This is a genomic window from Arthrobacter sp. KBS0703, from assembly GCF_002008315.2.
Classification (GTDB): Bacteria; Actinomycetota; Actinomycetes; order Actinomycetales; family Micrococcaceae; genus Arthrobacter.
Window position 1 is genome coordinate 431,217 of sequence record NZ_MVDG02000001.1, and the last position, 12,866, is coordinate 444,082.

At 65.2% G+C, this 12,866-nt stretch carries 15 protein-coding genes and 1 tRNA gene; 11 read left to right on the plus strand and 5 right to left on the minus strand.

All coding sequences use genetic code 11. The features are described 5' to 3' along the window. Positions 1–121: 121 nt before the first annotated feature. The 4 genes from B1A87_RS02015 to B1A87_RS24845 are packed head-to-tail and all read right to left on the minus strand — an operon-like array spanning position 122 to position 2,240. Positions 122–376, minus strand: a complete 255-nt coding sequence (locus B1A87_RS02015) for a PspC domain-containing protein (RefSeq protein ID WP_078027257.1) — start codon at positions 374–376, stop codon at positions 122–124. 3 nt (positions 377–379) lie between these two features. Continuing rightward, positions 380–664, minus strand: coding sequence for a hypothetical protein (locus B1A87_RS02020; RefSeq protein ID WP_078027256.1), 285 nt, complete (start codon positions 662–664; stop codon positions 380–382). Position 665: 1 nt separating this feature from the next. Continuing rightward, the gene (locus B1A87_RS24840; protein ID WP_395940214.1) at positions 666–1,421 is read right to left on the minus strand and encodes a hypothetical protein; all 756 of its coding nucleotides are present in this window, start codon (positions 1,419–1,421) and stop codon (positions 666–668) included. Next, positions 1,422–2,240 (minus strand): PspC domain-containing protein, encoded by an 819-nt coding sequence (locus B1A87_RS24845; protein WP_395940215.1) that lies wholly within the window; start codon positions 2,238–2,240, stop codon positions 1,422–1,424. Positions 2,241–2,365: 125 nt separating this feature from the next. Between B1A87_RS24845 and B1A87_RS02030 the strand changes: the two genes are divergently transcribed. Beyond that, complete coding sequence (locus B1A87_RS02030) at positions 2,366–3,823, plus strand: ATP-binding protein (protein ID WP_078027254.1); 1,458 nt, start codon at positions 2,366–2,368, stop codon at positions 3,821–3,823. After that, positions 3,820–4,506, plus strand: a complete 687-nt coding sequence (locus tag B1A87_RS02035) for a response regulator transcription factor (RefSeq protein WP_078027253.1) — start codon at positions 3,820–3,822, stop codon at positions 4,504–4,506. The genes B1A87_RS02030 and B1A87_RS02035 overlap by 4 nt, the downstream gene beginning before the upstream one ends. A gap of 85 nt (positions 4,507–4,591) precedes the next feature. Here the strand turns inward: B1A87_RS02035 and B1A87_RS02040 are convergent, their stop codons facing one another. Next, the gene (locus B1A87_RS02040; protein WP_078027252.1) at positions 4,592–5,809 is read right to left on the minus strand and encodes a pyridoxal phosphate-dependent aminotransferase; all 1,218 of its coding nucleotides are present in this window, start codon (positions 5,807–5,809) and stop codon (positions 4,592–4,594) included. A gap of 273 nt (positions 5,810–6,082) precedes the next feature. Here B1A87_RS02040 and B1A87_RS02045 point away from each other — a divergent pair. From B1A87_RS02045 to rplL, 9 genes are all read left to right on the plus strand, one after another. Beyond that, positions 6,083–6,155 (plus strand) — tRNA-Trp (locus B1A87_RS02045). Positions 6,156–6,238: 83 nt separating this feature from the next. Beyond that, positions 6,239–6,523 carry a preprotein translocase subunit SecE gene (gene secE, locus B1A87_RS02050; RefSeq protein ID WP_078027251.1) on the plus strand — a complete coding sequence of 95 codons (285 nt, stop codon included), beginning with the start codon at positions 6,239–6,241 and terminating at the stop codon, positions 6,521–6,523. Between the two features lie 114 nt (positions 6,524–6,637). After that, positions 6,638–7,477 (plus strand): transcription termination/antitermination protein NusG, encoded by an 840-nt coding sequence (gene nusG / locus B1A87_RS02055; protein ID WP_144275694.1) that lies wholly within the window; start codon positions 6,638–6,640, stop codon positions 7,475–7,477. A gap of 131 nt (positions 7,478–7,608) precedes the next feature. Further along, positions 7,609–8,040 carry a 50S ribosomal protein L11 gene (gene rplK / locus B1A87_RS02060; protein WP_024365990.1) on the plus strand — a complete coding sequence of 144 codons (432 nt, stop codon included), beginning with the start codon at positions 7,609–7,611 and terminating at the stop codon, positions 8,038–8,040. Positions 8,041–8,218: 178 nt separating this feature from the next. Continuing rightward, positions 8,219–8,926, plus strand: a complete 708-nt coding sequence (gene rplA / locus B1A87_RS02065) for a 50S ribosomal protein L1 (protein ID WP_078027250.1) — start codon at positions 8,219–8,221, stop codon at positions 8,924–8,926. 177 nt (positions 8,927–9,103) lie between these two features. Next, positions 9,104–10,195: a GNAT family N-acetyltransferase gene (locus B1A87_RS02070; RefSeq protein WP_078027249.1), complete on the plus strand. Its 1,092-nt coding sequence runs from the start codon at positions 9,104–9,106 to the stop codon at positions 10,193–10,195. Between the two features lie 80 nt (positions 10,196–10,275). Beyond that, positions 10,276–11,391, plus strand: a complete 1,116-nt coding sequence (locus B1A87_RS02075) for a GNAT family N-acetyltransferase (RefSeq protein ID WP_078027336.1) — start codon at positions 10,276–10,278, stop codon at positions 11,389–11,391. A 351-nt stretch (positions 11,392–11,742) separates the two neighbouring features. Continuing rightward, positions 11,743–12,330: a 50S ribosomal protein L10 gene (gene rplJ / locus B1A87_RS02080; protein ID WP_078027248.1), complete on the plus strand. Its 588-nt coding sequence runs from the start codon at positions 11,743–11,745 to the stop codon at positions 12,328–12,330. Positions 12,331–12,408: 78 nt separating this feature from the next. Continuing rightward, positions 12,409–12,783 carry a 50S ribosomal protein L7/L12 gene (gene rplL / locus B1A87_RS02085; RefSeq protein ID WP_078027247.1) on the plus strand — a complete coding sequence of 125 codons (375 nt, stop codon included), beginning with the start codon at positions 12,409–12,411 and terminating at the stop codon, positions 12,781–12,783. Positions 12,784–12,866 lie beyond the last annotated feature (83 nt).

Consider the following 12,866-nt stretch of genomic DNA (forward strand, 5'->3'; position numbering starts at 1 on the left):
GTGTGGGGAAGGACACAAACGGTTACACCGCGCCCTGGTGTGACGTATAAGTGCCCCCGCTCCGGTGGGAACGGGGGCACTGGGTAGCGGTCGACGGCGGTCACCGGCCTTTCGGCGGTCCCTACCGGTTCATGGCGCGCTTTTCTAGGAAGGACTCGAGCGCGATGCCGTTGTTCTGGTTCGGCAGGATGAGCCACGCCAGAAGGTACAACAGGACGGCCGGTCCCGGCAGGAGGCAGAAGAGGAGGAAGCCGATCCGGACGAAGGCAACGTCCACGTTCAGTTTCTCGGCGATTCCGCCGCACACCCCGCCCAGCCAGCGCTGCGGTCCGCGCCTCAGGCCAAGGCCCCTGACAATGCTGAAGAATTTTTCCATGGTTCAAGACTTCCCGTTTGTGGGGCTGTTGTCACGTCCGCGGGCCGAGAGCAGGCCGCCGATCACCAGCGCGGCGCCGGCCCCGATCATCAGCCCGATCAGCACATAGGTTCCGTTCAGTGCCACGAGCCCCAGCTGGGAGATGATGATGAGCGCGGCCAGGGCCAGCACCACGAGCCCCCAGACGATGGTGCCGACGCGGGCCGGTGAGGAAGAGGGATCGCGGCGGTCCGCTGCGACGGATTCCGGCACGGGCGAGGTCTTCGGGGCGGGGTCATGGCTGCTCATGTCAGTTGCCTTCCTGGATGGTGATGTTGCTGACGGTTCCGTCGATCTGAAGGATCAGGCGGGCGCCGGGCTTATCAGCGTTGTAGCTGCTCTGGCGGGAGGTGATGCCGCTGCGGCTGTCCGCGCCTTCGTTGAGGTTGCCCAGCGTCATGTCTGCCCTGACGTCCACTGGAACCGTGCGCGGGATGACGACCGTCACGTTGCTGGCGGTCACGTCGAGGGGGACCACGACGTCGGTGCCCAGGGGCGGGTTCAGGTTCAGGCCGGTGAGGTCAACAGTCCCGCGGCCTCCGGTGATCTGGAAGCCCTCGCGTGCCTGTTCGATGCTGGCGGGGTTCCAGTCCGCGTTCTGGAAGCGGAAACGGTCGCCGTTCGGCACGGTGTTGAAGATGCCGCCGACGATCAGTGCCACCACGGCGAAGAATCCGAGGATCCCCGACGTCCTGCCTCTGAGGCCGGAGAGGAGGATGCCCAGGCCAAGGACAGCGGCGCCGCTGGCCCACACCACGGCGTTGGCGGAGTCGCCGAGATCGATGACGTTGCCGGCGTCGAGGGCCTTGAGCGTCCCGCCGACCAGCAAGGCGAGGCCTGCGGTAATGGCGACGACGGGTGCGCCGGGGCCGTTCGGCCTTGACTTCGGAGCGGGCACAGGAGCCGGCACCGGGGCTGGTCCGCGGGGCGGAACGCTGCCGAACCCGCCGCCGTATGGGCCGGGCGGGACATGTCCCTGGCCTGTCTCTCTGTCTCTTATACACATCTAGATGTGTATAAGAGACAGGTGCTGGGCGGTGGCGGCCTGTGTGCCGGCAGCGAATGCTTCTGCCGCCGGGGCACTGCCGGGGGCAGCGTATCCGGGGGCAGGCTGGGCGCCGGCCTGGGTGGTGTTCATAGCTGCTCCAATGGGGTTCCTATTGCGTTGCGAGAGGAAGTAGATGAGGTAGATGACGCCGCCCACCCAGAAGAGGGTCCAGAAGAAGCCGAAGCCGTCGTGTCCCCAGCCCCAGAATCCGCCCCCCATGCCGGTGAGGCCGAGGACGGTGGTGATGAGTGCGCCCGTCATGCCGCTGGTCCAGCGCCCGGCGCCCGCTTCCTGGGTATGGATCCGGCCGTCCGGCTCGGGCAGGAGTGCCCAGGCGAGGCCGTACAGGAGGACGCCGATGCCGGCGAACAGCGTCAGCACGATGAACACGCCCCGTACGATCAGCGGGTCGATGCCCATGCGCTCCGCGATGCCGCTCGAGACGCCGCCGATCCAGCGGTCGCGTCCGCGGTGGATGCCTTGGCTGCGGATCCAGTCGAAGAAGTTCAGCTGCTGGGGTGGCCGGCCGTAGCCGGGAGCACCCCGACCGCCGAAACCGGGACCGCCCGGCGGCGGGGTGCCGGGTATTTCCTGCGTGGCACCGAGGGACGGCCGCAGCTGCTCAGTCGGCTGCCCCGGCAGGGCCTCGGTGGGACGTTCTGCCTGCGAATCGGTGGTTCCGGGTTCGCGCAGAGGTTCGGAACCGGGTCCGGACTGGTCGTCGGACGGGTTGGCGGGCTGCTGCCCTTCAGCTGGGGTGGGGTTGTGCGAGTTCATACTTCGATCCTGCCGTGCGGGGCCATGGTCCCTCTATTGGGGAAGACCCTGAGCCGTCCCTGACTTACCCCCGGTCCACCCTCAAAACGGGCCTCCGAAACCCTGATCCGTGTTTGGATTGATGCATGACCACAGTCCCCGTCCGCCCGCCGCTGGTCCGCAGCAGCGACCGCGTTATCGCCGGCGTGTGCGCGGGCCTCGCGGACCACCTGGGCTGGCCGGTGCGCATGGTCCGGATCGGCATGGCCGTGGCCGCGCTCGCTGGCGGGGCAGGCCTGGTCTTCTATGGCTGGCTGTGGATCATGGTGCCCACCGCAGACGAGAGCGCCAAGCGCAACGCCCGGCGGCCGGCGTCGCCCATTGCCCCCGCGGTGAGCATGCCGCAGCATCCCGCCGCCGTCGTCGACCCTTCGGTGTGGAGCAGTGCGTATTCGCCCGGTCCGGCTTGGCCGCCCCCGGGCCGACCAGCGCCCGCCGCAGAGCCGGGTGTATATACCCCTGCTGTGGCTCCCGCGCCGTCCGCACAGTACGACGCCGGGCCCTCCTCCCAGCCGCCGGCACCTGCTGCTGTACCGGGCACCGGTGCCTGGTTCCGCGTCCGCAACATGCGTTACGGCAAGGAGATTCTGCTTGGCGCCGGGCTGCTGCTCGTTGCCGCGATCCTGATCGCCAGGCTTCTCGGCGTCGAAGTGCCGCTGGGGACCCTGATCCCGGCGGCTGCCATCCTCGGCGGTGCCGCCATCGCCTGGATGCAACTCGACGAAACGCGCCGCGCCGGGCTGGTGGACAAGACCAAGGCGGACCAGGCGGGCGGATGGGCGCGGCTGGCCGCCGGCCTCGCGCTGGTGGTGGCCGGAGTGCTGGTCATGGTGTCCGGGTCCGGTTCCTGGGAGCAGACCTGGCTGGCTCTGCTGGCGTCCGTGGCCGTCCTGGGCGGGGTGGCGCTGGTGCTGCTTCCCTGGGGCCTGAAATTCTGGCGCGACCTTGAGACCGAACGCGCCGGCCGGGTCCGCGAGACCGAACGGGCGGAGATCGCCGCCCACCTGCATGATTCAGTGCTGCAGACCCTCGCGCTGATCCAGCGCCGGGCCGCCAACGAACACGATGTGGTGAGGCTGGCCCGAGCGCAGGAGCGCGAACTGCGAGGCTGGCTGTTCAGGGACCCGGCCAGGGACGCCGGCCAGCTTTCGGACAGGATCAAGGCGGCCGCGGCGGAGGTTGAGGACGGCCTCGGCAATGCGGTGGACGTCGTGAGCGTGGGCGACACGGCCATGACCGACAGGCATGAGGCGCTGGTCCAGGCGAGCCGGGAAGCCATGCTGAACGCCTCCCGCCATGGCGGCGGACCGGTCTCCGTCTATCTGGAGGTGTCCGACGGCGGCGCGGAAGTATTCGTCAAGGACCGCGGCTCCGGATTCGAACTCCACGCGGTTCCGGCGGACAGGCTCGGCGTCCGGGAGTCAATTATTGGCCGAATGAAGCGGCACGGCGGAACCGCCCAGATCAACAGCAGTCCTGACGGCACGGAGGTCCGGCTCAAGCTGCCTGCGGCCGCGGAGGACAACGGGGAAGGGAAGTCATGAGCACTCCAGCACTGGGCGGCACGGCCGGGGATCCGGGACGGAGCGTCCGGGTCGTGATCGTGGACGACCACGCCATCTTCCGCTCCGGCCTGAAGGCGGACCTGGACCCGCGCATTGAGGTGGTCGGCGAGGCCGGAACGGTGGAGCAGGCCATCGAGGTGATCGGCCGGACCCGCCCGGAAGTGGTGCTGCTCGATGTCCACCTGCCCGGCGGCCTGGGCGGAGGTGGGCGTGAAGTCATCGCCGGCTCAGCGGCGCTTCGGGGCACCACCACGTTCCTGGCCCTCAGTGTGTCGGACGCGGCGGAGGACGTCGTGGCCGTGATCCGTGCCGGCGCGCGCGGCTACGTGACCAAGACGATTTCGGGGACGGAGATCACGGACGCCATCTACAGGGTTGCCGGCGGCGACGCCGTCTTCTCGCCGCGGCTGGCCGGCTTCGTACTGGACGCCTTCGGCACCGCTCCCGCGGACATTGCCGACGACGAACTGGACAAGCTCTCAGCCCGCGAGCTCGAGGTGATGAGGCTCATCGCCCGGGGATACAGCTACAAGGAAGTGGCCAAGGAGCTGTTCATTTCCATCAAGACCGTGGAAACCCATGTGTCGGCGGTGCTCAGGAAGCTGCAGCTCTCCAGCCGCCATGAACTGACCAAGTGGGCGGCCGAGCGCCGGCTCCTCTAAAACCAAATGATGCGCTATCACTTAGGGCCCTTTTGCCGCGGCAATAAGGCCCACAAGTGACAGCGCATCGGGGCTTTGGGACGGCCTACTTCGCCTTGCCCAGGAAGTCCTGGAGGCGCTCCACCCCGGTGGCGAGGTCGTCGTCGCCCAGCGCGTAGGACAGCCTCAGGTAGCCGGACGGACCGAACGCTTCGCCGGGCACCACGGCAACCTCCACCTCGTCCAGGATCAGCGCCGCGAGTTCGGCGGAGGTCGAGGGGCTGACCGGACCGTTCGCCGTCGGGAATTCCTTGCCCAGCAGGGCGCGGACGTCCGCGTAGACATAGAAGGCGCCCTTCGGCGTCGGGCATTCAACGCCGTCAATGGCGTTAAGTCCGGCAACGATCGCCTTGCGGCGGCGGTCAAAGGCGACCTTCATTTCGTCGACGGCGGTGAGCGGTCCCGACACGGCTGCCAGGGCAGCGATCTGCGGGATGTTGGACACGTTCGACGTGGCGTGCGACTGCAGGTTGGTGGCGGCCTTGATGACGTCGGCCGGGCCGATCATCCAGCCCACGCGCCAGCCGGTCATCGCATACGTCTTGGCCACGCCGTTGAGGATCACCACTTTGTCGCCCAGTTCGGGGACGGCCGTGGCGATGGAGGTGAACGGAACGCCGTCGTACGTCAGGTGCTCGTAGATTTCGTCGGTGACAACCCACAGGCCCTTGGCTGCGGCCCACTGGCCGATTTCCGCCACCTGCTCGGGGGAGTACACGGAGCCCGTCGGGTTGGACGGCGAGACGAACAAGAGGACCTTGGTGCGGTCCGTGACGGCCGCTTCGAGCTGCTCCACGGTCACCAGGTAGTCCTGTTCCGGCCCGGCGAAGACCTCCACCGGCACGCCGCCCGCGAGGCGGATGGCTTCGGGGTACGTGGTCCAGAACGGCGTGGGAACGATCACTTCGTCGCCCGGGTCCACGAGCGTTGCGAAGGTGTTGTAGACGGCCTGCTTGCCGCCGTTGGTGACCAGCACCTGGGAGGCGTCGGCCTTGTATCCGGAGTCCCGGAGGGTCTTCTCGGCAATGGCCTTCTTCAGCTCGGGCAGGCCGCCGGCGGGGGAGTAGCGGTGGTACTTCGGCTGGCTGGCGGCCTCGATGGCGGCCTGGACGATGTAGCCCGGGGTGGGGAAATCCGGTTCGCCGGCGCCGAAACCGATCACGGGCCGGCCGGCCGCCTTAAGTGCCTTGGCCTTGGCGTCGACAGCCAGGGTGGCGGATTCGGCAATGGCGGAAATGCGTTTGGAAACGCGGGCGGCAGACATGGCAGGTCCGTTCTTCGCTTGCAGCTGGTTAGCTGAATGGTGGAATTCGACGGAATCTACTCTATGCTGTTCACCGGATCGTTCGAGGTGGGGCATGGCTTTGTGACTGCGGCGCAGTCAGGAATCCACCGCCGCAGAACGGTCCGAAACGAGGCTGGTTCGACGTACGCGAAGTTGTTGCGTAGACTAGTTCTCCGGTGTTGAAAACACGATGATGACGTGCGCCTCAGGAATCCTTGGGTGAAGCGCGGCCTCGATCGGTTTTTGATCCATAGGGTAGTGGCGCAATTGGTAGCGCAGCGGTCTCCAAAACCGCAGGTTGCAGGTTCGAGTCCTGTCTGCCCTGCGCAAGCTGTTCCGGCGGAAAGCCGGAGCAAGCGCAGCAACCATGGTTCAGTTCAGGACCGGGTAATCCGACATTTTGCGAGGATGAGTGAGGAACAGGTGACCGAAACAGCTGCAAGCAGCTCCAAGGGCCGCCCCGCAAAGAAAGCCGCCAAGGCTGGCTTCTTCGCTCGAATCGCACTCTTCATCCGCCAGGTCATCGGCGAGCTGAAGAAGGTTGTCGCACCCACCCGCAAGGAACTGATTAATTACACGCTCGTGGTGCTGGTATTCGTGGTCATCATGATGGTCATCGTCACCTTGCTGGACCTGGGCTTCGGGACCGCGGTGAGCTGGGTCTTCGGCGGTACAGGCGCCAAGGACCGCTAAGGCGATCGGTCCGCAGACTGCGCGGGATCCTTCCGGAAACGGAACGGACTGCGGAGTGTGCGGAATTGAGCCATTTAAATAGGCATGTTAGGCAATGAGGAAGCAGGAGACCAAGTGTCTGAGCAGGAGCTCGAGGTAACTGAGACTGAGCTGGATGAAACCAAGGACGCATCGGCCGAGGCCGTTGAAGGGTCTGAGGTTGAGTCTGCTGCACCCGATTCCGACGGCGCCGCTAACGCCGAAACTGACGCTGACGCCGACGACGATGCAGATGTAGCGGATGACGAAACTGACTCCGAGGAAGCTGACGCCGATGAGGCAGACGCCCTGGCAGCCGCCGCCGCGAAGGCCGATGTCGATCCCGCCGAGGAGTTCAAGGCCAAGCTGCGCCGCCAGGAGGGTGACTGGTACGTCATCCACTCCTACGCGGGTTACGAGAACCGCGTGAAGGCCAACCTTGAAACGCGCATCCAGACCCTGGACATGGAAGATTACATCTTCGAAATCCAGGTGCCGATGGAAGAAGTCGTTGAGATCAAGAACGCCCAGCGCAAGGTCATCAACCGCGTCCGGATCCCCGGCTACGTGCTGGTCCGCATGGACCTGACCGACGCCTCCTGGGGCGCGGTCCGCCACACCCCGGGCGTTACCGGCTTCGTGGGCAACGCCCACAACCCGGTCCCGCTGCGCCTCGACGAGGTCTTCTCCATGCTCGCGCCGGTCTTCGAAGAAGAGCAGGCCGAGAAGGGCAAGCCGGTCAGGCACGCCGCCGCTCCCGTGGACGTCGACTTCGAGGTCGGCGAATCGGTCATCGTCAAGGAAGGTCCCTTCGAGACCCTCCCCGCCACGATCTCCGAGATCAAGATTGATTCCCAGACCCTCGTGGTGCTGGTGTCCATCTTCGAACGCGAAACGCCGGTCACCCTGGCGTTCAACCAGGTCACCAAGATCTAGCAATACCCCTAGAATTCGTCCCGGAACTGCCCGCTTAGCAGTTCCTCGACGGCAGACCGCCTCGCCATGGCGGTCAACCACCTGAGGCACGCTCCTGTGTCCCAGGACGCAATTGAGAGAAGGACCCTACATTGGCTCCCAAGAAGAAGGTCACCGGCCTCATCAAGCTGCAGATCCAGGCAGGTGCCGCCAACCCGGCCCCGCCGATCGGTCCTGCGCTTGGCCAGCACGGTGTCAACATCATGGAATTCTGCAAGGCGTACAACGCTGCGACGGAAGCCCAGCGCGGAAACGTTATCCCCGTGGAAATCACGGTTTACGAAGACCGTTCATTCACGTTCATCACCAAGACCCCGCCGGCTGCAGAACTCATCAAGAAGGCTGCAGGCGTTGCCAAGGGTTCACCCACGCCGCACACCGTCAAGGTTGCCAAGCTGACCCAGGCCCAGGTCAACGAGATCGCCACCACCAAGATGGAAGACCTCAACGCCACGAGCCTCGAAGGCGCAGCGAAGATCATCGCCGGCACCGCCCGCTCCATGGGTATCACCGTCGAGGGTTAATTTCCCCCACCGCTGATGCGGCGCCGGGTTCGGGAAACCGACGACGACGCCGGGCAGCACCGCCGGGAAACCGGCACCACTGAAACATTGAAATGTTGGAGATCCACGCCGGATCATCCAACTGTGGCAGGGCCCAGCGCGGTCCGCAGACCACAACTGCACAAGGAGAATAAGCAGCATGGCAAAGCGCAGCAAAGCATATGAGGCAGCCGCCGCCAAGATCGACGCGGAGAAGTTCTACGCGCCGTTCGAGGCAGTGACGCTGGCCAAGGACACCAACCCGTCCAAGTTCGACGCCACCGTTGAGGTCGCTTTCCGCCTGGGTGTAGACCCGCGTAAGGCTGACCAGATGGTCCGCGGCACCGTTAACCTGCCGCACGGCACCGGTAAGGTTGCCCGCGTCCTCGTCTTCGCAACGGGCGACAAGGCTGAGGCAGCAATCGCTGCCGGCGCCGACTTCGTTGGTTCCGACGACCTGATCGAAAAGATCGCAGCCGGCTGGACCGACTTCGACTCCGCCGTTGCCACCCCTGACCTCATGGGCAAGGTTGGCCGCCTCGGTAAGGTCCTGGGTCCGCGTAACCTGATGCCGAACCCGAAGACCGGCACCGTGACCGCTGACGTCGCCAAGGCTGTCAACGACATCAAGGGTGGCAAGATCGACTTCCGCGTCGACAAGCACTCCAACCTGCACTTCATCATCGGCAAGGTCTCGTTCGACGCCGTCAAGCTGGCCGAGAACTACGCAGCCGCTCTCGAAGAGGTGCTTCGCCTGAAGCCGTCCGCTTCCAAGGGCCGCTACATCCAGAAGGCGACTGTTGCCACCACGTTTGGTCCCGGCATCTCCGTCGACCCCAACGTCACCAAGGTGCTGACCGAGGTCTAATCCTCGCGAAACACCCGCCGGTAATCCGGCAGGCATCAAAGGACCGCCCGGCACTGCGCCGGGCGGTCCTTTGCTTTGCGTCCGGACGCCGCGGGGGCGGCGCTGTCGGGCGCTGCCGGGCTTTGCCGGACGCCGCAGGCTCTGGAGGCTGGAAGACCGTGCGGCTAGGCTGATCCCGTGACGACGCCCCCATACCGCATAGAGCCGCTTGTTTTGCCTTCCTCGCTCGCTTCTCCGGACGCCGCGGACTTCGTCGAATTCAGTGACCTGACTGATGCCGTCGTGCTGCAGACCTGGGGAAACCTTGACCGCGCCATGCCGCGGGAGGCCCGGCTTGAAGCGTGGCGCGACGACGAATACGAGCACGTTCGGCCCTACTTCGTGCGGCTGGACGGGCGCATGGTGGCGAAGTCGTGGGTCAGTCTGCCGCAGCAGGAAAATCTCCAGGACGCCATGGTGCACGTGGACGTGCTGGACGATTTCACTGGCCGGGGCATCGGCCGGGCGCTCCTGCGGCACGCCGAGTCCTTCGCTGCCAGCCACGGCCGCAGTACCCTTCAAAGCTTCACCGAACACGTTGCAGGGTTTGATCCGGACGGCGCCGGCATCCTGAAACCCGGAACCGGGACGGGCGGCATTCCAGCCGATTCGCGTGCGGTGAGATTTGCCACGGCGGCTGGCTACGCACTGGAACAGGTGACGCGCTTCAGCGCACTGGACATGCCGCCGTCGGAAGCGGCCCTGGACGCGCTTGAGCGCGACGCGCGCTCGATAGCCGGTGACCGGTACGAGCTCCTCGCCTGGACGGACAGCTGCCCGGACGAATACGTGGACCAGCTCGCCGTGCTCATGTCGCGCATGAGTACGGACAGCCCCTCCGGGGCGCTCCATTACGACCCCGAGGTGTGGGACGCCAAACGCGTCCGGCACGTCGAGGACGAATGGAAGCAGACCGGCCAGGAGTCGCTCGTGGCGGTGGCGAGGCACAGGGCCAGCGGCGAGCTCGCCGCGTATTCGGTGCTGCAGTACTCCGAGTCGAAGCCCTGGCTGGGGCAGCAGGACGACACCCTGGTTGCCAAGCCGCACCGGGGCCACCGCCTGGGAATGCTGGTCAAGGTGCTGAACCTTCGCCGCATGATGGAGGCGCATCCCTCCGTGGAACGGATCCTCACGTTCAACGCCGCGGAGAATGAGCGCATGCTCGCCATCAATGTTGCCCTGGGGTTCCGCCCGGCGGGGTACGACGGCGAGTGGCAGCGCCGGCACTAACCGGCATATGCTGGCGACGACACACCGCGTGGACTTGAGCCCGCGGCCTGGAAGGGCGAGCGGCGGAAACGGCTGGGATGATGGCAAGTGAAGTGCGGATCGAGCAGCTGTGGATCCCGGATTCCATTGACGCGCCCGATGCTGCGGACTTCCTGGCCGCCGTCGAGGTAGGCCGCAAGGTCCGGATGCAGACGTGGGGCAGCGACGACCTTGCCTACGCACCACTGGAAAAGCTCCTCGAACTCGACGATCCCTACGAGCGTCAGATCATCCTCGTGGCCAAAATCGAGGGCACCATAGTGGGCACGGTGGACATCGCACTGCCCCTGGCCGACAATCAGGACCTCGCGGAGTTCACCCTGGACATCCTGCCGGAGTATCAGCGCCAGGGCGTGGGCAGGCAGCTGCTGGAGGCGGCCGAACAGTTTGCCCGCGACGAGGGCCGCTCGATGATCCTGGTGGACACCAACCACCCCGGGGCTTCCCTTCACGAATTCGAACCCGAGCAGCTGGTGCCGGGTTCGGGGCAGGGTTTCGTGCCGCTGGGCAGCCGCGAGGTGGAATTCGCCCGGCGCACCGGCTACACGCTCCAGCACATCGAGCAGTTCAGCTCATGTGCCCTCCCACTGGACAGCAAGCTCGTGGCGGAGCTTGAGGCCGAGGCCGAGGAAGCGAACAACGGCCGCTACCGCCTGCACCACTGGACGGACCGTTGCCCCGAGCAGTGGCTGGAGGCCGTTGCGGTCCTCGAAAACCAGGCCGGCGGGGACGTCGAACCCGGCGCCGTGGGCGAACAGGACAATATGGTGTTCGACGCGCGGATACTGCGCGAAGCAGAGGAAGTCACCATCGCGCAGGGACGGCGAACGGTTGTCACCGCCGTCGAACACATTGCCACCGGTACCCTGGTGGGGCTGACCACCATCAGCGTCCTGGCGCAACGCCAGGACGTGGTGTTCCAAGACGACACTGTGGTGCTGCAGGCGCACCGGGGCAACAAGCTCGGCCTGCTCATCAAGGTGGCCAACATGGAGCGGCTGACGGAGCAGTTCCCGGACGCGCGCGTGATCTACACCTGGAACGCCCCGGAAAACCGGTACCTGCTGACGGTCAACCGCCAGTTGGGGTTCACGACGGCGGGCGTCACCGGAATCTGGCAGAAGGAGCTTCCGGACCTGGGGCCCAGCACCAGCTGAGCCGTGCGAGCCGAGCCGCGCCGGTTGCGGCTGGTCACCGGTTGCTTCTTGTCACCGGGCCGATTTGGCGGACCGGCGCCGGTTCACGTAAGCTGGACCTACCAAAGACCGTCGGTTGTTGGAAATCCACTCTCCTGAGCATTGCTCAATTCTGCAGTTGTGTGCGGGAGAACCAGTGGGTTTCCGGACGAAGGACCCTGAACATAGGGCGGCCGGCGCAGGTGAACGAAGCAAAGCTCCACGGTAAAAACTGTGTTGAGCCAAGCCCCGTGCATCTGCGCGGGGCGTTTTTAGTTTTAGCTCACCTGAGCGGGGACCCGGTATACCGGCACTATCCCCGGAAGGAGGGTTATGGCAACGCCTGCAAAGGTTTCAGCAGTAGCTGAGATCACTAACGATTTCAAGGAATCGAACGCCGCTGTCCTGACCGAATACCGTGGGCTCACTGTTGCACAGCTCAAGCAGCTGCGTGTTTCTCTCGGCCAGGACACCAAGTACTCGGTCGTCAAGAACACCCTGACCGCCATTGCAGCCAAGGAAGCTGGTGTCGAAGCATTCGACGGCCAGCTCGCCGGCCCCACTGCAATCGCATTCATCAAGGGTGACGCAGTTGCAGCGGCCAAGAGCCTGACGGATTTTGCCAAGGCCAACAAGCAGCTGGTTATCAAGACCGGTTACTTCGAGGGCAAGGCACTTAACGCCAGCGAAGTTGCTGCCCTGGCAGCACTCGAGTCCCGCGAGCTGCAGCTCGCCAAGGTTGCAGGGATCCTCAAGGCTCCTGCTGCCGCTGCTGTACGCATCATTGACGCCCTGCGCCTCAAGCTTGAAGAAGAGAACGGTGCACCGGCAGCAGCCGAAGCGCCCGCCGCTGAAGAAGCCCCGGCCGCAGCAGCAGAGACCGAAGCTCCGGCCGAAGCCGCAGCCACCGAAGAGAACTAATTCTCTTTCAAATCAGACTCCGGTGTGAAGGCAACGGCCCAGGCCGCCAAGCACCACCTATAGGAAGGACGCCACACCATGGCGAAGCTCACCAACGAAGAGCTCATTGAAGCTTTCAAGGAACTGACCATCATCGAGCTCTCCGAGTTCGTCAAGCTCTTCGAAGAGACCTTCGAAGTTACCGCTGCTGCTGTTGCCGTTGCTGGCCCGGCTGCCGGTGCTGCTGAAGAAGCCGAAGAGAAGACCGAATTCGACGTCGTTCTCGAAGCTGCTGGCGACAAGAAGATCGCAGTGATCAAGGAAGTTCGCGCCATCACTTCCCTGGGCCTGAAGGAAGCCAAGGACGTTGTCGACAGCGCTCCGAAGGCCGTCCTCGAAGGCGTCACCAAGGAAGCTGCCGAGAAGGCAAAGGAGCAGCTCGAGGCTGCCGGCGCCACCGTTACCCTCAAGTAACACAGGCTCTTCCTGGAATCCCCGTCCACTCCGGTGGGCGGGGATTCCTGCATTTAAGAGCAACGCGGGGTCACTTACGGCCC